Genomic DNA, 20,438 nt, shown 5'->3' with positions numbered 1-20,438 from the left:
CCTAGTTAATCTAAGGCAGGCAGGTATTATCAACCAGCCCTTGGCTGTGATGAAGAGAAAAGATTATCAACCAGCCTTGGCTGTGATAAAGAGCAAAGATTATCGACCAGCCTTAGCTGTGATGAAGAGAAAAGATTATCGACCAGCCCTTGGCTGTGATGAAGTACAAAGATTATCGACCAGCCCTTGGCTGTGATAAAGTACGAAGATTATCAACCAGCCTTTGGCTGTGATAAAGAGAAAAGATTATCGATCAGTCCTTGGCTGTGATAAATGCGATTAAGGTACATAAGCTATGATTAATTAAATTTTTTGCCTCTATTTAGAGGCTGAAGAGATGGTTTTCCTTGATTTTCGAGGATAATCGTCTCTTTTTTTATAGAAATATAATATGTTCCCTATACTCCCATAAATTATCATATGTTTTAATTAGAGTGTAAGGAGGATACGCAAAACGTTAGGCAAGCAAGAGTATTTGGGACTTAAGAATGGGATGATGGAGAATGGGGGAACCAAAAATGAGTGTGACGAATCCTTCCGTCAGCTTGTCAGAAGTAAAGAAACCAGGCAGGGGAAGAACGCCGAATTTTCTTAGAGTAATGAAGAAATATTGGGTGTTCTATTTGATGATGTTACCTGCGATAGTGATTCTAATCATCAATAACTACATACCGATGTTAGGAACGGTAATTGCATTTAAGGATATCAATTACCAAAAAGGGATTCTGGGTAGTGATTGGGTCGGGTTAGCAAACTTCAAATATTTAATCTCGACGGAGACGGCCTGGATCATTACGAGGAATACGTTATTGTATAATACGGCGTTTATTATACTGACGCTATTTTTTTCGCTAGCTTTCGCAATTATGTTTAATGAAATGCGTAGCAGATGGCTATCGAAATTCCATCAAAGCGCTATGTTTCTCCCTTATTTTCTCTCTTGGGTCGTCGTAAGTTACTTAGTATACGGCTTTCTGAGTGCAGAGCACGGGTTCATGAACAAGACATTACTCCCGTTCTTTGGGGTAGATCCTATCGAATGGTATTCACAGTCTAAATATTGGCCTGGGATTCTTGTAATTGTGAAGATATGGAAAGAGATTGGGTATACAACGGTTATTTATATGGCCGCTATCATTGGAATAGATAATGAATATTATGAGGCGGCACTTATTGATGGAGCTTCTAAATGGAAGCAGATTCGAAAAATCACGCTGCCCCTGATCAGTCCAGTTATTATAGTAATGACGCTGCTGCAGATAGGTAGGATTTTTAACGCAGACTTCGGATTATTCTTTCAGGTTACGAGAAATGCAGGAGCGTTATACTCGACGACGCAGGTTATCGACACTTATGTATATCAGACCTTCCTTGCAATCGGTGATATAGGAATGTCTTCAGCCGCGGGTCTCGTTCAATCTGTTGTAGGATTTCTATTGATTTTCTTGGCGAATCTAGCAGTGCGACGAATCAGTAAAGATGATGCTTTATTTTAAAGGGAGGTGGGAGTGTTGAGCCAGACAGAAACAGCAATAGGGTCGTCACGGCGTACAGGAAAGCGCACAAAACGGCAAAGACAACCCAATGAAATATCTAATATATCTAATTTGCTAATTAATATATTCTTTTGGATATACACAGCGATTTGTGTGGTGCCGCTGATCCTCGTAGTTATTGTATCGTTTTCGGACGAGAATTCCGTTATTCAGAACGGGTACAGCTTTTTTCCTAACAAGTGGGATATTTCTTCTTATGAATTTCTGTTAAAAGATTATTGGCAAATTATCGATGCAGCTTCCGTTTCGTTATTTGTGACTGTGGTGGGCACGATTCTGAGTCTTATCATTATGGCTATGTACGCTTACCCTATCTCACGTGGAGATTTTCCACATCGTAATTTCTTCTCATTTTTTATGTTTTTTACAATGTTGTTTAATGGTGGCCTTGTGCCTTGGTATCTGGTCTACACGCGAATGATGCATATGAAGGATACGTTATGGATTCTAATTATGCCGCTGCTGGTTTCTGCTTTCTTTGTTATCATCTTACGAACCTTTTTTGCCAATACCATACCGCCAGCTTTAATCGAATCTGCTAAGATCGATGGGGCGCCAGAATTCCGGATCTTCGTTCAAATTATTTTGCCTTTATCTATGCCAGTATTAGCTACAGTAGGTTTGTTTCAGACCCTGGCCTATTGGAATGATTGGTACCTTAGTTTGATCTTTATCTCACCCGAAGGTCATGTCAATTTACAATACCTAATGTATAAGACGATGCTGAATGTTCAGTTCCTGACTGCAAGTCCTCAGGCGATGGCTGCCTTAGCTGCACAAGGTGTAGAGATCAATATTCCGACAGAAACGGTAAGAATGGCGATGGCTGTTATTGGTATTGGACCTATCGTGTTTGTATATTCCTTCTTCCAGAAGTATTTTATTAAAGGGCTTACCGTGGGTGCTGTCAAAGGTTAAGGACGATTGTCATGGCTTAATTCGGCCGCTTTATGCTAAGGTGTGAACGGCCGATTCAGCATATATAAATATTTTGAGGGAGGTTATGGTGTATATGAAAGCTGTTAGAAAAAGCGCACTAATGACACTATTGCTAACGATGGTACTGAGTCTTAGTTTAGCAGGCTGCGGTGGGAATAACGGGAATAATGAAGCAGCTTCACCTGCTCCAAGCGAAAATGCAACCGCTACCAATGCTGCTGCTACGGATGAGCCAGCCGCAGATCCTACTGCCGAACCGGCAAAAGAATTGGAGCCTTATACCGTCAAGTTAATCTATGTCGGTGCAGTGCAAAAGGATGAAAAAGCAGTAGAAGATGAAATCAATAAGTTATTGGAACCTAAAATCAACGCCAAATTGGATATCGCACCGATCGATTGGGGTCCATGGGACAATGATGTCAATCTGAAAATTGCGAGTCAGGAAAAATTCGATATCATCTTTACAGCTCAATGGAAGAACTACGTAACGAATGCAGCTAAAGGCGCTTATCTCCCGATTAATGAAGATAGCGGCAAATATGGTAATCTCCTAAATGAATACGGCCAAGGGATTCTAAAAAATCTGGATCCACAATTCTTAAAAGGTTCAGCGATCAATGGTGTGAATTATGCTGTTCCTACAAACAAGGAGCTGGCTGCACAAGGTGGGGTTGTCTATCGCTCCGATATTGCGGATGAACTGGGCATCGATATGTCAAATGTGAAATCTATCCAAGATCTGGATGCAGTTCTCAAAGTAGTGAAGGAGAAAAGACCTGACCTGACTCCATTGTATTTCAAACAAGGTGAGACCTTTAACTCACAATACATGGCACAATACGATACCCTTGGTGATGCTGCCATTCCTGGTGTTCTGCTTAAAGATTCCTCAGATACTAAGATTCAATCGATGATTGAGATGGATCGTTATAAAGAAATCATTAAACTTACTCGTGAGTATATGAAAAAGGGTTACATTAACAAAGACGCCGCAGTTGCTACGAATTCGACTCAGGATGCAATGAAGGCTGGCAATGTCTTTATGACAGTGCAATCGCTTAAACCAGGTAAAGATAGTGAGCTGGCGAATGCTACCGGCTTGGTTGGCAAGCTGAAACAAATTGCATTCAATGATCCAACGATTTCTACTAGTGATGCTGCTGGATCTATGCTTGCGATCTCCGCTTCCTCTGGTGATCCGGCCCGGGCTATGATGGTGCTAGATATTCTGCACACAGATAAAGATATCAACAATCTGCTTGTTTTCGGTATAAAAGGTGTGCACTATGAAGTCGTAAGTGGTGATACGATCAAAGCTACAGATAAAACAGCTGATTATAATACGGCTGCAGCTTGGATGCTTGGAAGTCAATTCCTGAACCCCGTGTGGGAAAGTGAAGCTCCAGACAAATGGGAACAATTCAAAGCCTTTAACTCTAAAGGTAAAGCCTCTGTAGCGCTTGGTTTCAACTTCGACGCCTCCGCGATGAAGACTGAAATGGCTGCTTGTAAAGCTGTAATGGATGAATACGACATCAGTTTGGATACGGGTTCTGTTGATCCTGATACCGTACTGACTAAGTATGCTGATAAGCTGAAAAAGGCAGGGCTCGATAAGATTATTGCAGAGAAGCAAAAACAGCTGGATGCTTTCTTGGCTGCGCAAAAATAAAGCGAAAATGAATTAAAAAAAGGCTCTCCCCAGCAGGCTAATTTAGCCGGGGAGAGCCTTTTTTATGATATTACTTAGCGGAAGGAGCTGTCTATTTGCTTTGCGGCTTGAACAGCTAGGGTCCAAGCCAGTTCAGGAGTTAGCTCGCCTTTTTCAGCTTTGGTCAAGTATTCGAGCATGCTTGTCTCCACGTCAGCGTGATGAGGGCCGTAATAGGTCGGAATTACTGTTTTTGCTGCTGAAGAAAGGGTCAGACCAAGCTCTGAATTAGGAAAATAAGGATCATGCAGATCGTGGATCTCTGGGTCATCATAGATTTCGGGGGTGGAAGGGAAAGCCCCTTGTACCTTGAAAGAAACCAATTGCTGCGTTGGTTCGGTTAGCCATTTAATAAGAGCAAAGGATTCATCAGGATGATTACCTGTCTTTGGTAAGGTCAGAACGGAGCCTCCGCGATTAGCGCTGTTTTCTGGGATTTGTGTTACATTCCATAAACCGCTGGCAGTTGGAGCACTGCTCTTGATATGACCAATCATCCAAGCCGGACAGAGCATGACTGCAAAATCTCCGTTGAGCAGGCCTGCACCCCAGCGTTGCGTATCCACTGCAATACTGGCGGACAGATTTAGCTTAAGGGCTTGAATTGAGAAGTCCCAGGCTCGTTTGACCGCTGGATTATTGTCGAGGATCAATTCTTGCGTTGTGGGACTGTAATATTGAAGCTTGGACTGACGTAGAAGGGTGAGATAGAGGTTCTCCAAGTCATTTACAAAAGCTTTTCCTGTTCTCTCCTGTACTTTGGTGCCCGCTTCAAGGAATTGCTCCCAAGTTTGGATTTCTTTAGCCACTTCCTCTGGTTTAGTAGGGAGACCTGATAATGCGAATATATCCGTTCGATATAACATGGCATAGGGTCCAATTTCCGTTGGTAATCCGAAAATAAAATCATTACCCAGCACCTCCTGCCACTTCCAATTCAGAAATTGGTCCTTCAGATTGTCAGCTTCAAAAGTTTTTAGGTTATAAAAATAATCAGGGAACTGTTTGAAGCGATCCAAATAGCTAATATCAATGGCAGCCACGTCCGGGGAACTATAACCTGCTGCGAATGAAGTCTGTAGCTTGGCTGGAAGCTGCGTGGAGGTGGAGGTCTGAATATGAATCTCTAGCTCGGGATGTTGAGATTGATATTGGTCAATGAGCGACTCAAGACCTGATCCGGCAGTGAGCCAGATGTTCAGCTGTATCGGGTCTTGTAAAGCGGTATCTTCCTTGGAAGGGGAGAGCTGACAACCACTTGTATTAAGCAACAAGCCAAATGTTAATAGGACAGTAATCAACTTACCATTTACATTCAAGAGAAACACACCTCTACTTTATTTGTTGTGCTTCTGAAATTCCTGAGGAGTCATCCCCATGTATTTCTTAAAAATAAGGCTGAAATATGCAGGATCCTTAAAGCCTACTAATTCGCTAACCTCATATACCTTGAGAGTAACATTCTCTAATAATTCAGTAGCTTTTTGAATACGAAGTTTGGTAAGGAAGCTAGAGAAAGGTTCCCCTACATCATCTTTAAACAATCGGCCGAGATAGGTAGGATTCATATACAGTTCATCTGCGATCATTTTGAGGGAGAGATTCTCTTGGAGCCGGGAATTCATAACCTCAATCATCATAGAGATTACCCTACGCGTTGCCTTTACTTGTAATTGTTCAGCGAGCTGTGGAGAAGCCGAATGTATGGTGAGGTCTCTGAAAAAGATAACGGATGGCGTACTCTCTTTTTTGACCTGCTGACAAGCTTCCAGACTCTCATGATAGGCGGTTGCGAGCGCCCCCAATTGATAGTGAGGGTTGGAGACCCCTGCACAGAATGGCGATTTCAGAATACCCGACAGCTTATGCAGCAGTTCTTGTGTCAATACCTCATCCACGCCGTTAGGCTGCTCAAGAGGATAGAATAATAGCATGATGGCTTCCTGCTCCTCTTGAATACCAACAACATTGGCGTACAGCGCAAAACATTCTTCTAATATATTAACGACCGCTGCATACATGGCTTGTTCCGACCAGTTCTGCGGCATGCCTACTCCAAGATGGTTTACGGTTATGACTACAAAGGAATGAAAAGGAGGAATAAGTTGTTCTTCAAAATAGGGTAACGGGATGCCGTAAAGAAGATCAGATAAGCGTTTCTCCCGAAGGTTTTTTTCTCTCAGCTGCGTTAATTGCCTCTGCTGTTTCTTCAATTGAAGACGTTCATATACGCCTGTTGCGACTTCAAGAATATGTTCTACTGAATTTGGTTTAACCAAATATTCCTTTACACCATAACGGATGGCTTGACTAGCATAGGTGAAATCCTGATAACCTGTGAGCAGCACGGTTTCAGTGTCTGGATAACATTCATGGATATGCTTTGCAAGTTCCAGTCCATCCATGCCGGGCATTCGTATATCGGATATCACCAGATCAACCATATGCTCTTTTAACAGTTGCACAGCTTCTAAACCGTTCTCTGCCGAGCCAATAATGCTAAAGTTATGATTCGCACTTCCCAGCATTTCTGACAGAGAACGGCGAACAAAACTTTCGTCGTCCACGATTAACACATTCATCGTTGTGCCTCCTTAACTTTGATCATACTGTAATGGAACAGTGACTTTCACAAATAAGCCACCAAGCTCGCTTGTTGATAGCTGTAGACCAAATTCCTGTCCGTAGATCAGCTCTATGCGATGATTTAGATTGGATAGTCCAATTCCGGTATGAAGCAGCTTCTCCGGATTAACCTCACCGCCGACTAATGCGTCTGCCATACTTTCCTCGCTCATGCCGTCCCCGTTGTCTTCTACAGTTAACACCAGAGATGTTCCTTCACTATAGGCACGTATGCGAATTAGCCATACTTCCCGAAGTGTGGGTTCAAGTCCATGAGTAATGGCATTTTCGACAAGTGGCTGAAGGGTTAATTTCATAAGCTGGCCATTCATAACCTCAGGATTTACAAAAAGATCAATCTGCAATTTGTCCTCGTAGCGCAGCTTCTGGAGAAAAATGAACCGTTCTAATTGCTTTAAATCCTCCTCAACTGTAACGAATTCGGATCCGCGGTCAATGCTATAGCGGAGCAGGTCACTTAGAGCGAGTACCATTTGGGACTCTTCCTGCATGCGTTTGTTGGCGAGCGACCAATAGATTGTATTCAAAGTGTTATAAAGGAAATGCGGGCGGAATTGCGCTTTGAGTGCTACGATCTGAGCTTGCTTTTCACTGATCTGCTTGCTGGATAGGTCAGCGATAGTATGATCCAGGTTTTGGAGCATCGAATTATAGCTTGAATAAAGGATAGCCATTTCTTTGTTCATGGTTGTTTTTACAAAAGGTAAAGTAGTTCCCCGTTCGACATTGCTCAGCTTGGTTGCCAGATTACGAAGGGGCTTGGATAGGGTCCAAGAGAAAAAGAAAGTGAATAGTAGGGCAGCGCCCATCCCCAGCAGGCCAATTAAAATAATATTCCGGCGAATCGTATTTAAATCTTTGACAGCGTCTTTAGAATCAATGTAAGCAAAAACGCTCCACTCGCTATAGTCGGAATAGGCATAGGATACGAATAGATTGCGTGAGTTTATTTTTTGTGGAATGATTCTGGCTTTATGATTGCTGAATTGTTTTAGAAGCCCGTCGTTCATATAGAGTCCAATTTCTTTTGGATCTGTGGAATAGACAATGGTATTAAATGAATCAACAACTTGGATTTTCTCATTTTTGCCGAGGTGAAATTGGCTGACAGCGTTATGGATAACCTCGACAGGGAGGACAAGAAACAGGGTTCCTAACCGGTTTAGATCATTCCAATCATTAATTTGTCTGGCACCCATCACCACAGGGATATTACCGTTCTGCCATACATCTACACCGAACCAGACCATTCGGCCTTTATTCTGTGCTATAGCCGGAAACCAATAAGCATCACGGATTTCCTTTTCGCTGTCCCAGATGACCTTTAAGGAACTGCTGTTGGTATACACCTGATCATCGGACAGCCCGAGCAGCTTGAACTGGATGTCAGAGTTTATGGAACGTGTCTGTTGATCTATGTAACGAGTAATTTCCATGGCGTCTGTACGAGGTGAACGTGACAACGCTAAGTCTCCCAAGGTTTCTTGAATCAAGGGACTGAACATGATCGTAGAAGAAAGCTTATCGTTATCCTGAAGAATTGCGTCCATTTTACCTTGAAGTTGCTTGACGGATTCCAGGATATATTGGTTGGAGCGGTTTAAAACAGCTTGAGAGGAAGAGCGGTAGGACAAAAAAATGGTGAATCCTACGATGGTGAAGATGATTAGAGAGAAGCCCATGATTAATTGAACGAGGATGGAGATTTTTTTGGACATGTTATCCCTCGCATGTAAAAGATATTCTTCCATACATTGTAACAAAAGCAAATGAAAGCGAATATAGTCAGACGAAAAATAAACATATTTATAGAAAAAATCTCATTTTTTTCAGGGGAAACAGCGTGGTTGTAGAATGTTATTTAATACAGCGTTAATCTTTCTTTACTTAATAATGAAACTTTTTATGGTGGCATGCGTCTAATACTATGTTTGTTATGACGATCGTGGCAAAAGCTTTTTGCCGCCCTATCGTGGGTGGTAGCATTTTGCGGGGAATATAAGAGGAGTATGAAAAAGATAGAGTCCTACTTATATTTACAAATAGGAGCAGAGGAGTTATATCATGGATTTGAAAAAGTTAACGTTAGTTGCTGTTTTGGCTGTATCTCAGGCCGCCTCGGCAGTGCCGGCTTTTGCTGAAGCTGTCAATAATACCCCAAGTAATACTACTGTAATAGGGACAGTTGTTTCAGCTGCGCCGGAGGTAATGCCAGAATCTACCGATCCATTGCCGCCATTGCCGACGGAGACGCCAGGAGGAGTAGTGTCACCAACACCAACTCCTATTCCTGCAGAGACAGTTGATCCTACCACTACTGTTGAACCTACAGCAACAATTGAACCTACTGCAACACCGCTTCCAACTGCAACACCTGGAGTTACTACAGAACCTACTACAACTACAGATGGTGCTCGTGCTGCGGCTAGCAATCAGCTTATCCTTATGATGAACAGCAACAAAATGTATCAGAACGGCCAGGAATATTTAGCTAATCAGCCTATGGCAGTGAAAAACGGCGTGTCCTACGTTTCGATCCGGGCTATGGTAGAACGTGTAGGTGTGAAATACGTTTATGATTATAAAACGAAAGAAACCATTGTTACCAAGGGAAGCGACGTTATGCGCTTTAAGACCGACAGCAAGGTCTATACAGTTAATGGTGAAAAGAAGACAATGAAAGGTCCAGCTTACCAATACAAGGGTACTTTCATGGTTCCATTGACATCCATAACTGGGGCACTGGGCATTCCTTACACCGTTGATAATGTACAAAAGCGGGTAATCCTTACATTAAACAACAAACCTAAAGCTTCTTTCACAGTGCCAACTGAAATTTACGCCGGCGAACCAGTGACCTTCGTTACCTCCAGCTCGTCACCAAATGGTGTAGCTATTGTGGATGAAAGCTGGGGAGGTAACAAGCAGGATATCTATGATCAACCAGGATATTATGTAGTAACCTATTCCGTAATGGATGCGAATCAACAGTGGAGTGATCCTTACTCCATGACCATCACAGTGCTTAAACCTAATACACCTCCAGTTGCTAATTTCACTACAGACAAGGATTCATATAAGATGGGTGAAATGATTACTTATACCGATCTAAGTAACGATCCTGATGGTGATGAAATTACCGTAACTTGGACGAACAAAGCAGAAGCTTTCTTTACTCCGGGTCCAGCGACAATTGCTGTCCAAGTAAAAGATTCACATGGCGCGATCAGTACCTTTGAGAAAACCGTTAATATTTCGGATGAAATCTTGTACAGTAAAGAAGATTTCAACAGATTATTTGCATCTCCGGGCAGTGTGTTTAGCATCGATGGATCGATGGTTCCTACTTGGCAGCAAGTAGCTTATAATCTTTCTTCCGAGCCTTATAAACTAATTCGCAGCAACAGCCCAGAAACGGTGTATACAGAAGGTGTTACTTACCGTGAGACTTCATTAGGTAAAACCCGCTTCTTGATTCACCACAAGAATAACCTGAATATTAAAGCTAAAGTGTATGTGATTGCTACGAATAACAATCTTTACCCAACTACGCTTACAACAGAATATGTTGGCTTTGCAGGCCCAAGCACATATCCTGAAGGTACAGGTAAAATGTCTGTAGAACGTTATTGGAAATCTATGCTTACAAATGAGCATTATAAAACGATTGTTCTGCAACCCGGGGAAAGCGTCTCAATTCTGACGGATCTAAACCAAATTGCGATGAAACCAAGTGAAATTGTTTCACTGCAAGCGGACTTATTTAGTGATTATCCAATCGATTATAATGTCATGTTAATTGATGCGAATAAAGATCCACTGACTACACTTCCAACACTTCCAGTTCTGGATCAAGACGGAGTGCATAATCGGGGAACTTACGAAGATTCTACTCGTATTATCACGGTTACCGATGAGGTAGGAAAAACCCCTGCAAAACTTCTGCTAGGCGATAATTCCAGTGATAAGAACCTGGCTGGCGTAGACCCAATGGCAGGTACGGAAGCATCCAATGCCGGTAATTTCGGGGTATTATACAAGATCAGATTCGAAAATGTTGCACCAAACTCCTTGATTACGTTTAATCCACGTGGCGGTAACTATATGGGGCCGGTTATGGTTAATAATCAAATCGTGCATATGCCAAGCGTGGGAAGTCTTGCTAATGCTGATATGAACAGTGTGGTTTATCGTAGTGGTGAGTATGGCGGCAGTGTGGAGATTTTGTTCACAGCAGCTTCAGGCAGTAACTTGCCGGTCAATTTCCTCATCACTCCACTTCCAGCAAAGAAATAACAGAATAGGAATATCCCTATAAGCTCTATTGGGGAATTATCTACAATATAGGCCCGGCTGAATATTCCGTAAAGGAATACGCAGCCGGGCTTTTGTTTAAATATAATAATTCATTGGTTATGTAGGGGTGCTTCATTGTGCTTCATTGACGGGGCATTTATTTTGGGGCATTATTAAGAGAGTGAAATATAAATGAACTGATCTTATGGGAGATGAGCGTATGCTGTCGACAGAACAAATATTAGAAGTCATGTCGGGGCAAGGACTGCGAATCACCGACCAACGCAAAACGCTTGCCCAGTTATTCGGCGAGAATAAGGGATATTTGTCAGCGAAGGATGTATATGAGCATATGGGCCGCAAGTATAGCGGGCTTAGCTTTGATACGGTGTACCGCAATCTTCGTGTAATGGAAGAGCTTGGTGTGCTTGAACAGATTGTCTTTGAAGACGGAGTGAAGTTCAAGGGAAGCTGCAATCATCAGGATCATCACCATCATATGATCTGCCTTCAATGCCAAAAGACCTACCCGATTAATTTCTGCCCGATGAATTTAACGGATACACCCGATCAATTCCGGGTAGTCAAGCATAAATTTGAGGTGTTCGGTTATTGCAAAGAATGTGAAGAGAACCGGGAAGAAGAACTAGTTGCAGCATCAGATAAACAAAAGGGACTTTAGAAATGGTGACCCTACGCAGAACGATTCAGGCGCCTATTCGGGTGTACCGCAGGTACATTTCCCCTATTAAACCAGCAACCTGTCGCTTCTATCCAACCTGCTCTGCCTATGCCTTGGAAGCCATTGAAGTCCATGGTCCACTGAAAGGCTCATGGCTTGCAGCTAAGCGGATTGCCAGATGTCATCCCTTTCATCCTGGAGGACTTGATCCTGTGCCGCCGCTTCAAGATGAATCTGCTGAGAAGGATTCTGCCCCTGCGACTTGACATGGTGCCTTACCTTTGGGTATATTCACAAGTAATAGTATGAATTCCGAAGAACGGATAAGTAAATCGTTACGTCCATTACAGAGAGCCGGAATGTGCTGAAAGCCGGTATGGAGCGTTAGATTGAATATGGTCCGGGAGGAACTGTGTTCGAGCGGGGACTGCAATTGAGGTTCACGTAAGATAACAGCGTGATCCAGCGTTAATGGACAGTTCCCGCGAGGGAACTGGCGAAGCCTGTGCTCTGTGAAGAGACAGGAAATTTGGGTGGTATCGCGTGAGTTATACTCTCGCCCCATTATGGGGACGGGAGTTTTTTGTTTTTTAATAAGAAAGGATGATTACCGAATGAGTGAGAAAAAAACGTTTTACCTAACGACACCAATTTATTATCCGAGTGACAAGCTACATATCGGACATGCTTATTCAACCGTGGCAGGAGACGCAATGGCCCGTTACAAACGTCTGCGCGGCTACGAAGTGCGTTATCTAACCGGTACAGACGAACATGGACAAAAGATTGAGCGGAAGGCAGAGGAAGCAGGAAAGACCCCTCAGCAGTTCGTAGACGACATTGTTGTTGGTATTAAGGAGCTATGGCGCAAGCTGGACATTTCGAACGATGACTTCATCCGTACTACGGAAGAGCGTCATAAAAAAGTGGTACAGGATATTTTTGATCGGTTGCTGCAGCAAGGAGATATCTATAAAGGTGAATATGAGGGCTGGTATAGTATCCCAGATGAAACCTTTTACACAGAAACGCAATTAGTTGATATTGTGCGTGATGATAACGGTGTGATTACTGGTGCAAAAAGCCCAGATAGCGGCCACCCGGTTGAGTTGGTGAAGGAAGCAAGTTATTTCTTCCGGATGAGTAAATATGCGGATCGGTTACTGCAATTTTACGAGGAGAATCCAGAGTTTATTTTGCCGGAATCCCGTAAGAACGAAATGATTAACAATTTCATCAAGCCCGGACTGGAAGACCTGGCAGTTTCCCGCACAACCTTTGATTGGGGTGTAAAAGTTAAGGGCGACGAGAAGCATGTCGTGTACGTGTGGATTGATGCTTTGACTAACTATATTACTGCTCTGGGTTATGGTTCCGAGGATCGCACCTTGTATGACAAGTTCTGGCCTGCGGATGTACACATCGTTGGTAAAGAAATCGTTCGTTTCCATACGATTTACTGGCCGATCATTCTGATGGCGCTTGGTGAACCCCTTCCGAAAAAAGTATTTGCCCATGGCTGGTTGCTCATGAAAGATGGAAAAATGTCGAAATCCAAAGGTAACGTAGTTGATCCTGTGACACTGATTGATCGTTATGGCTTGGATGCATTACGTTATTACCTGCTGCGCGAGGTACCATTTGGTTCTGATGGCACGTTCACACCGGAAAGTTTTGTAGACCGGGTTAACTATGATCTTGCCAACGACCTGGGTAACTTGTTGAACCGTACAGGGGCTATGGTTGAAAAGTATTTTGCAGGCGAGATTCCGGCATATGAAGGAAATGTAACAGCATTTGATGGTGAGCTTCAAGCTGCAGCTGAGAATACTTATGCCAAAGTAGAAGAAGCTATGGAAAAAATGGAGTTCTCCGTGGCGCTGACAGCTATCGGAACATTCATTAGCCGCACCAACAAATATATCGATGAGACCCAACCTTGGGTACTTGCCAAAGATGAAAATAGAACTGCCGAGTTGGCTTCTGTGATGAGACATCTTGTGGAAGGTCTGCGTACTGCTTCAATCCTGCTGCAGCCGTTCTTGACACAAACACCAGCGAAGATCTGGGAACAGCTGGGTATTGAGCCTGGTGAGTTAACGACTTGGGATAGCGGTAAGACTTTTGGCCTGATTCCGGCGGGAACAAAGCTGGTGAAAGGCAATCCAATCTTCCCGCGTCTGGATGTGGAGCAAGAGGTAGCTTATATTGCCGAGGCTATGGGCGCTGGCAAAGCTGCGGCTGAAGTGGCGGAAGCGGCTGCTCCTGCTGCTGCGGACTCCGAGCCAGTGGAAGAGCATAAAGAGGAAATCGGCATTGACGATTTCGCTAAAGCAGAGCTGCGTGTTGCTCAAGTTATTGCTGCAGAGCCAGTGAAAAAAGCTGACAAGCTGCTGAAGCTGCAACTGGATCTGGGTTATGAACAACGTCAAGTGGTTTCTGGTATCGCGAAATTCTATACACCGGAAGAGCTGGTGGGACGTAAAGTGATTTGTATCGTAAACCTTAAACCGGTGAAGCTGCGTGGGGAGTTGTCCCAAGGGATGATTTTGGCGGCTTCTAAAGGTGACCAGCTAACGATCGCTACCGTGCCGGACAGCATGCCAAACGGAGCAGTAGTGAAATAAGACAATACTGTTGTAGAAATTTTTTAATGAGGTTGCTTGAACAAGAGAATGCTCCTTCAGCCGGGTTGGTTGTGGGAGCATTCCTTTTTTATTAAAGGCGATATTGCCGTTTCTTTTTGGATACTTTGTTGACTTATCGTAACGATTACTATTATACTACTAATAGTAAAATTTACGATTTGAGGGGTAGATCAATATAATGGCAGCAATGAAATCGCGTATAATTTTGCTCGTCCTTGCACTGGTACTGGTATTTACACTAAGTGCATGCGGACCTAAGAGCAGTGGAAGTATAGTTGAAGGGAAAGTAAATGTAGTTACAACCTTTTATCCTATTTACGAGTTTGCTAAGGAGATTGGCGGGGAAGATATCAATGCTATTAACCTGCTTCCAGTGGGTGTGGAGCCACATGATTGGACACCGCGCAGTCAAGACATTATCAACACTTCTAAGGCACAGCTATTTCTATATAACGGTGCAGGCTTAGAAGGCTGGGTCCCTAACTTTTTAAAAGGCCTTGATAGCAGCAGTAAAGTTAAGGCGGTTGAAGTAAGCCAAGGTATTGATTATATCATGACCGATGAAGATGACGGGCATGATCATGGGGCAAGTGAGGAAGATTCTCATCAAAATGAGGATACGGATCATAACAGTAATGCCTCAGGAGACAGCCTGCATACGGACCCGCATACTTGGGTAAGTCCAAAATCAGCCATTACTATGGCTCAGAATATTAAAGAAAGCCTTCAGTCCGTGGATCCTGAGCATAAAGAAGGTTATGAAGAGCGTTACAATAAGCTTGCTGAACGTCTGCAGGCATTAGATAGTAAATTCAAAGAGGAGCTTGCTAAGCTGCCCAACCATAAGATCGTAGTATCGCATCAGGCTTTCTCTTACCTTGCCCGTGATTATGGATTGGATCAGCATGCGATTATGGGACTTTCGCCGGACGCCGAGCCGCGCGGACAGGATTTAGTGAAGCTTGCGAAAATGGTAAAAGATGAAGGTATTAAGTATATCTTTTTTGAAGAGCTTGTCTCCGATAAACTGGCTAAGACTCTGGCAGCCGAAGCGGGCGTTTCCACTATGGTGCTTAATCCGGTAGAGGGACTTACTGCGGAGCAAGAGAAGAACGGCGATAATTACTTCACTCTGATGGAGAAAAATTTGCAAAATCTGATTATGGCCTTACAATAATAAGGAAAGTATAAGGGAAAGGCGGTACTTAAGCATGCAATCGGTATCCTTGGACTGCCATCAGCATATCATCGATATACAGGATCTTTCTTTTTCATATGGGGAACAGAAGGTGATATCGAATCTTAACTATAGTGTAAGAGAACGAGATTTCCTTGGTATCATTGGTTCTAATGGTGCTGGTAAAACAACATTGATGAAAATGATCGTCGGCTTGCTTCCGGCGAGCAGTGGTGAAATTAAATTATTCGGAACGCCTGTCCGCAAGTTTAAAGACTGGGAACGGATCGGATATGTTCCGCAAAAAAATGCTTTCAACCCATTGTTTCCAGCAACGGTGCGTGAAGTAGTTCTGTCAGGTCTATATAATAACAAGAATCTGATCCGCAGAGTATCTAAGGCTCAGCATCGTCAATGTGAGGATGCACTTGAAGTCATGCGGATACAAGATATTGCGGAGAAAAGAGTAGGCCAGCTGTCAGGCGGTCAGCAGCAGCGTGTTTTTCTGGCTCGGGCGCTGATTAACCATCCTGACCTGCTGATTTTGGACGAACCTACCGTGGGTATTGATGCCGAATCACAAGCGGGATTCTTTGAATTAATTACGCATATGCATGCTCATCATCATATGACCTTCCTGATGGTGTCGCATGATATCGACATGATTAAAAATTATTTAGGTCATGAGCCCGTGCAGACAAATGGTAAAATCAACTTTTACTCCCGCCACTCACATGATCTCCAGAATTGCACAGAAGAGAACCTGCAGCACACGCTCTCTTAAGTCATAATTGAACTCTGAACAGGGGTGCCTCTGTTCTCAGGGCATACATAACTTGCGTGTGGAAGTTAGTCAGTAGACATGGTTTTATTAAGAGGTATTTTAACCTTGTTCCTATTTCTTATTTTCTCTTACCTAAGCACCACCAAAGTACAAGCGTGTCCCTTTAGGGACGAAAGCGATCTTTCCCCGACCTATCTATGTTCAGTAACACTAACTCCTACGCTAGTTGCACTTAACGGGTGTCCAGAGGGCAGAGCCCTTGGGGCCCTCCCTTGGAAGGGAGGGTTTGGGAGGGATCGAAAAAGGTTTGAAAAAGGTTTGAAAAAGGTTTTAAAATGGTTTTAAAATGGTTTGAGTTTGTATGAAGGAGAGTTTAAGTTGGAAATACTATTTAGCGATTTTTTTCAGCGGGCGCTTGCGGGCGGACTGCTGATTGGTATAACAGCGCCGCTTATAGGCGTTTTTCTTGTGCTTAGACGATTATCCATGATTGGTGATACGCTGGCTCATGTTACTATAGCGGGGGTGGCACTCGGTTTTCTAACAGGATTTTATCCGCTGGGCGCAGGCCTTATCTTTGCAGTGGTAGCGTCCTTCGCGATTGAAAAGCTTCGCAAGGCTTATAAGAGTTATGCGGAGCTGTCGATTGCCATTATAATGTCGGGCGGAGTGGCGTTGGCTTCACTCTTTTTCACCTTAGGAAAAGGTTATAATGCGGACGTAATGAGTTATTTGTTCGGCAGCATTTATACGCTCGATAATACTGATTTGATCGTGGTAGGCATAGTGACTATAGCTGTTGTAGTAGTAGTATCGATGTTCTTTAAAGAGTTCTTTTTGCTTAGCTTTGAAGAGGATGCAGCAAGTGTAAGTGGGCTGCCGGTGAAGCTGCTTAACATGCTGATCACCATCCTGACAGCACTTGTGATTAGCACAGCGATCAAGATTGTGGGCTCGCTATTAGTATCTGCTTTGTTGACTATTCCGGTCGCAATCAGCTTATTGCTATCTCGTAGCTTTAAATCCTCGGTCATCCTGGCGGTTATCATTTCGGAGATTGCCGTTGTAGGAGGACTAGTAGTAGCTGGAGTGTGGAATTTGGCTCCCGGTGCAACTATTGTGCTTTTGCTCATATCATTATTGGTATTAACCTTGATCGGTAAAAAGGGATTGCCAGCATAAACAGCGAATTAAGTAATCGGTATCGCATTAGGCAAGCGTAAACGCCTTCGGTGTCCTTGTAAGGACGATAAGCGTTTAGGTGTGAAATATAAGAAAAGTAATAATGAGAAATTAATCCTTTCTTATATTAAAAAAAGGAGCCATAAGCAGCTCCATGAAGTGACTCGAATGCCGGAAGGAGAGCCGCTATTTTGTCTAATATCAATGCAGGAATTGCTTTAGCTGCAGGGGTGGCATCGTTTATATCGCCATGCTGCTTACCGCTGTACCCCTCTTATTTATCGTATATTACCGGGTTATCCGTTCAACAATTAAAATCAGGCAGCAACTCTAAAGAGGTTCGTATACGCACCCTGACTCATACATTGGCATTTATATTAGGTTTTTCTGCTGTTTTTTACACACTTGGTTTTGGGGCTGGGTTATTCGGGCAATTCTTTAATGGCCAGCGTGATCTGATCCGGCAATTGTCGGCGATTCTAATTATTGTAATGGGTTTATTTTTGCTTGGGATTTTTCAGCCCCAGTTTCTACTTCGCGAACGGAAGCTTGATTTAAAATGGAAACCGGCGGGTTATGTGGGCTCCTTTATTTTCGGGATTGGTTTTTCTGCTGGTTGGTCACCTTGTATCGGACCGATTTTGACGGCAATTATTGCACTGTCGGCAAGCGATCCAGGCACTTGGTTTACATTGATTACCGCGTATAGCATCGGATTTGCTTTGCCATTTTTTCTTTTAGCCTTTTTCCTTGGCGGAGTGAAGCGTATCCTTAAGTATTCGAATCTGCTGATGAAGATTGGCGGCGTCCTAATGGTATTTATGGGTGTTTTGCTGTTCACGGATCAAATGTTCCGGATAACAGTGTGGCTACAAGGAATAACGCCGGATTGGCTAATTTTTTAAAATACAAGAATTTTTAGAGCTTAGGTGAAGTAATCAATACCTGCTTCAGGAAAATGCTCGAAAATCCGCTCTGTGATAAATTCTCGCAGGGCGGTTTGCTGTTCATCCGGATAGACATATTTGTTCTGTCCCCAGCGGCCCCATTTCTTTTTACGTTTCTCCATGTCCATTTCTAGTTTAGATTTCGGGTAACGTTTCTCAATTACAGTCTTGGCTGTTTTGGTGAATCGGTGCTGAATCATTTCAAAGGTTAGACCTTTTCCTATTTCCGGCGGGAGGGTCTTGGCTAATTTGGCCAGCAGCTCCGCGTAGCCTTCCTGCCAGCCGTCATACCAAATAATTGGGGCAATGATGAAGCCCAGTGGATAGCCGGCACGTGCGACCTTTCCAGCCGCTTCAATTCGCTCTTCAAACCGCGAGGTAGCAGGCTCGAAATTTTTGATCACATAGTCAGCATTTACGCTAAAACGAATTCTGGTATGTCCGTTATGCTGCAAATCGAGTAGAGGTTCAACATGTTGGTATTTGGTCACAAAGCGCAGGCGGCCAAGGGGCTCCGCTGCCATGAATGTGATGAGTTCTGACAGAGATCCGGTAATATGCTCCAGTCCTAATGGATCTGAGGTACAGGCTGCTTCAAAAGTCGTGATTTCAGGGCTACGCTCCTCGATATATTTTTTGGCGGCGTCAATGATGTCTTCGGTGTTTACATATACACGAATGTAAGGCTTTGCACCTAAAGTAGTCTGCAAATAACAATAATGGCAGTGGCCCATGCAGCCAGTTGCGATCGGAATTGCATAATCTGCGGAGGGTTTGGATTGGTCAAACTTTAAGGTTTTGCGCAGGCCGACTACAAGTGTTCTTTTGGCAATTTTATATTGCTCGACCTCTGTGTCACCCGGGAAATTCATTATGCGGTTATGCGATGTAGTCATGCGATAGGGAATATTGTTAGCCTTCACCCATTCCATGATCCGTTCACCTTTCGGGTAATTTAAAGCATCCGGCTCGAAGAAAACAAGCTCGGGGACAAAAAGGGCTGTAGCTTTTCTGGTTCTCTTTACGGGAGGGGTCTCAGGCGTCACTATAGTCATGAATTCACGCTCCTTCTGAAAGATGAGTAAGTTTATTATGCCTAACTGAGTCTCATTAGAAGCATGGCAATCATGGGTAACTCGGTAACTCCTCAGCATGTTCTCTTGAAGGACTTGCCAAGGGGCGTTAGAAACATGTATCATTGTTAGAGCAAGGTTTGGCTCGGCGCCAGGTTCATTATAGAAAAGAGGTAAATTTTAATGCCAACACCCAGCATGGAGGATTATTTGGAGCGCATATATAAGCTCATTGATGAGAAAGGTTATGCGCGGGTCTCAGATATTGCCGAGGGACTGGAAGTACACCCCTCCTCTGTGACCAAGATGATCCAAAAACTGGATAAGGACGAATATCTCATCTATGAGAAATATCGTGGGCTTGTCCTAACCAACAAAGGGAAAAAAGTAGGGAAACGTCTTGTTGATCGTCATCAACTATTGGAAGAATTCCTCGGTTTGATCGGAGTACAGCAGGAATTTATCTATAATGATGTTGAAGGGATCGAGCACCACTTGAGTTGGGATTCGATTACACGTATCGAAACGTTGGTGGAATATTTCCGCCGCGATGAAGAACGTCTGCAGACTTTATATGCTATTCACAATGAACTGGCAAGCGATTCTTGAAATGTTTTTTCCCGAAACGGATACCGTCCTTAAAGTTATGCCCAGCAAGGCTTTGGTGAGCATAAACTACTTGATGGTATAGCCGTTTCTATTTTGTTTAGTGCAACCTTTCCCAGTTTTTAGCGTCAAAACGGATAAGTCCTTTTTCTGGCTGAGATTGATACCGCTCTTTTGAAGGGTGGAATCGG

The 20,438-nt window shown here is 43.5% G+C and carries 17 protein-coding genes and 1 other annotated feature; of the genes, 13 read left to right on the top strand and 4 right to left on the bottom strand.

Annotation, left to right across the window (positions count from 1 at the left end):
• Positions 1–49: 49 nt before the first annotated feature.
• The 4 genes from MKX34_RS22800 to MKX34_RS22785 all read left to right on the top strand — a co-directional run bounded on the left by MKX34_RS22800 (position 50) and on the right by MKX34_RS22785 (position 4,167).
• The gene (locus MKX34_RS22800; RefSeq protein WP_178420210.1) at positions 50–196 is read left to right on the top strand and encodes a hypothetical protein; all 147 of its coding nucleotides are present in this window, start codon (positions 50–52) and stop codon (positions 194–196) included.
• A gap of 322 nt (positions 197–518) precedes the next feature.
• The gene (locus MKX34_RS22795; protein ID WP_235219484.1) at positions 519–1,496 is read left to right on the top strand and encodes an ABC transporter permease subunit; all 978 of its coding nucleotides are present in this window, start codon (positions 519–521) and stop codon (positions 1,494–1,496) included.
• Between the two features lie 15 nt (positions 1,497–1,511).
• Positions 1,512–2,474, top strand: coding sequence for a carbohydrate ABC transporter permease (locus MKX34_RS22790; RefSeq protein ID WP_235219483.1), 963 nt, complete (start codon positions 1,512–1,514; stop codon positions 2,472–2,474).
• 94 nt (positions 2,475–2,568) lie between these two features.
• Positions 2,569–4,167, top strand: coding sequence for an ABC transporter substrate-binding protein (locus MKX34_RS22785; protein WP_076104374.1), 1,599 nt, complete (start codon positions 2,569–2,571; stop codon positions 4,165–4,167).
• A gap of 74 nt (positions 4,168–4,241) precedes the next feature.
• Here MKX34_RS22785 and MKX34_RS22780 read toward each other — a convergent pair whose 3' ends face one another.
• The 3 genes from MKX34_RS22780 to MKX34_RS22770 are packed head-to-tail and all read right to left on the bottom strand — an operon-like array spanning position 4,242 to position 8,570.
• The gene (locus MKX34_RS22780) at positions 4,242–5,525 is read right to left on the bottom strand and encodes an extracellular solute-binding protein (RefSeq protein WP_076104375.1); all 1,284 of its coding nucleotides are present in this window, start codon (positions 5,523–5,525) and stop codon (positions 4,242–4,244) included.
• An 18-nt stretch (positions 5,526–5,543) separates the two neighbouring features.
• A complete protein-coding gene (locus MKX34_RS22775) occupies positions 5,544–6,788 on the bottom strand; it encodes a response regulator (protein ID WP_036682902.1) in 1,245 nt (414 codons plus the stop codon).
• Positions 6,789–6,800: 12 nt separating this feature from the next.
• Entirely contained in the window at positions 6,801–8,570 is a 1,770-nt protein-coding gene (locus tag MKX34_RS22770) for a sensor histidine kinase (protein ID WP_036682901.1), read from the bottom strand.
• A 346-nt stretch (positions 8,571–8,916) separates the two neighbouring features.
• On the opposite strand from MKX34_RS22770, the gene MKX34_RS22765 reads away from it, so the two are divergent.
• The 8 genes from MKX34_RS22765 to MKX34_RS22730 all read left to right on the top strand — a co-directional run bounded on the left by MKX34_RS22765 (position 8,917) and on the right by MKX34_RS22730 (position 18,526).
• Positions 8,917–11,148 carry a stalk domain-containing protein gene (locus tag MKX34_RS22765; RefSeq protein ID WP_038572549.1) on the top strand — a complete coding sequence of 744 codons (2,232 nt, stop codon included), beginning with the start codon at positions 8,917–8,919 and terminating at the stop codon, positions 11,146–11,148.
• Between the two features lie 220 nt (positions 11,149–11,368).
• Positions 11,369–11,830, top strand: a complete 462-nt coding sequence (locus tag MKX34_RS22760; RefSeq protein WP_036682896.1) for a transcriptional repressor — start codon at positions 11,369–11,371, stop codon at positions 11,828–11,830.
• A gap of 2 nt (positions 11,831–11,832) precedes the next feature.
• Positions 11,833–12,096, top strand: coding sequence for a membrane protein insertion efficiency factor YidD (gene yidD / locus MKX34_RS22755; RefSeq protein ID WP_036682893.1), 264 nt, complete (start codon positions 11,833–11,835; stop codon positions 12,094–12,096).
• Between the two features lie 40 nt (positions 12,097–12,136).
• Positions 12,137–12,397, top strand: a binding site (T-box leader).
• Between the two features lie 47 nt (positions 12,398–12,444).
• Positions 12,445–14,457, top strand: a complete 2,013-nt coding sequence (gene metG / locus MKX34_RS22750; protein WP_076104376.1) for a methionine--tRNA ligase — start codon at positions 12,445–12,447, stop codon at positions 14,455–14,457.
• A 208-nt stretch (positions 14,458–14,665) separates the two neighbouring features.
• Positions 14,666–15,655, top strand: a complete 990-nt coding sequence (locus MKX34_RS22745; RefSeq protein ID WP_256718580.1) for a zinc ABC transporter substrate-binding protein — start codon at positions 14,666–14,668, stop codon at positions 15,653–15,655.
• Positions 15,656–15,689: 34 nt separating this feature from the next.
• The gene (locus MKX34_RS22740; RefSeq protein WP_036682888.1) at positions 15,690–16,439 is read left to right on the top strand and encodes a metal ABC transporter ATP-binding protein; all 750 of its coding nucleotides are present in this window, start codon (positions 15,690–15,692) and stop codon (positions 16,437–16,439) included.
• A 378-nt stretch (positions 16,440–16,817) separates the two neighbouring features.
• Positions 16,818–17,621: a metal ABC transporter permease gene (locus MKX34_RS22735; protein WP_036682884.1), complete on the top strand. Its 804-nt coding sequence runs from the start codon at positions 16,818–16,820 to the stop codon at positions 17,619–17,621.
• 191 nt (positions 17,622–17,812) lie between these two features.
• Entirely contained in the window at positions 17,813–18,526 is a 714-nt protein-coding gene (locus tag MKX34_RS22730; protein WP_036682883.1) for a cytochrome c biogenesis protein CcdA, read from the top strand.
• Positions 18,527–18,546: 20 nt separating this feature from the next.
• Here the strand turns inward: MKX34_RS22730 and splB are convergent, their stop codons facing one another.
• Positions 18,547–19,623 carry a spore photoproduct lyase gene (gene splB / locus MKX34_RS22725; RefSeq protein WP_036682882.1) on the bottom strand — a complete coding sequence of 359 codons (1,077 nt, stop codon included), beginning with the start codon at positions 19,621–19,623 and terminating at the stop codon, positions 18,547–18,549.
• A gap of 201 nt (positions 19,624–19,824) precedes the next feature.
• Here splB and mntR point away from each other — a divergent pair, with 201 nt between their 5' ends.
• Entirely contained in the window at positions 19,825–20,250 is a 426-nt protein-coding gene (gene mntR / locus MKX34_RS22720; RefSeq protein WP_036682880.1) for a transcriptional regulator MntR, read from the top strand.
• Positions 20,251–20,438: the final 188 nt, after the last annotated feature.

The organism is Paenibacillus sp. FSL R5-0636 (assembly GCF_037974255.1).
In the GTDB taxonomy this organism is placed as follows: Bacteria; Bacillota; Bacilli; order Paenibacillales; family Paenibacillaceae; genus Paenibacillus_AQ; species Paenibacillus_AQ odorifer.
Note: the sequence above shows the minus strand (reverse complement) of the source record. Positions and strands in the feature narration are given on the sequence as shown.

What these genes read in the sequence shown, in the direction of transcription:
- mntR (WP_036682880.1), top strand. Translation starts at nt 19,825, where the DNA reads ATGCCAACACCCAGCATGGAGGATTATTTGGAGCGCATATATAAGCTC.
- MKX34_RS22795 (WP_235219484.1), top strand. Translation starts at nt 519, where the DNA reads ATGAGTGTGACGAATCCTTCCGTCAGCTTGTCAGAAGTAAAGAAACCA.
- MKX34_RS22775 (WP_036682902.1), bottom strand. Translation starts at nt 6,788, where the DNA reads ATGAATGTGTTAATCGTGGACGACGAAAGTTTTGTTCGCCGTTCTCTG.
- MKX34_RS22745 (WP_256718580.1), top strand. Translation starts at nt 14,666, where the DNA reads ATGAAATCGCGTATAATTTTGCTCGTCCTTGCACTGGTACTGGTATTT.
- MKX34_RS22760 (WP_036682896.1), top strand. Translation starts at nt 11,369, where the DNA reads ATGCTGTCGACAGAACAAATATTAGAAGTCATGTCGGGGCAAGGACTG.
- MKX34_RS22800 (WP_178420210.1), top strand. Translation starts at nt 50, where the DNA reads ATGAAGAGAAAAGATTATCAACCAGCCTTGGCTGTGATAAAGAGCAAA.
- MKX34_RS22740 (WP_036682888.1), top strand. Translation starts at nt 15,690, where the DNA reads ATGCAATCGGTATCCTTGGACTGCCATCAGCATATCATCGATATACAG.
- splB (WP_036682882.1), bottom strand. Translation starts at nt 19,623, where the DNA reads ATGACTATAGTGACGCCTGAGACCCCTCCCGTAAAGAGAACCAGAAAA.
- MKX34_RS22770 (WP_036682901.1), bottom strand. Translation starts at nt 8,570, where the DNA reads ATGTCCAAAAAAATCTCCATCCTCGTTCAATTAATCATGGGCTTCTCT.
- metG (WP_076104376.1), top strand. Translation starts at nt 12,445, where the DNA reads ATGAGTGAGAAAAAAACGTTTTACCTAACGACACCAATTTATTATCCG.
- MKX34_RS22765 (WP_038572549.1), top strand. Translation starts at nt 8,917, where the DNA reads ATGGATTTGAAAAAGTTAACGTTAGTTGCTGTTTTGGCTGTATCTCAG.
- MKX34_RS22785 (WP_076104374.1), top strand. Translation starts at nt 2,569, where the DNA reads ATGAAAGCTGTTAGAAAAAGCGCACTAATGACACTATTGCTAACGATG.
- yidD (WP_036682893.1), top strand. Translation starts at nt 11,833, where the DNA reads ATGGTGACCCTACGCAGAACGATTCAGGCGCCTATTCGGGTGTACCGC.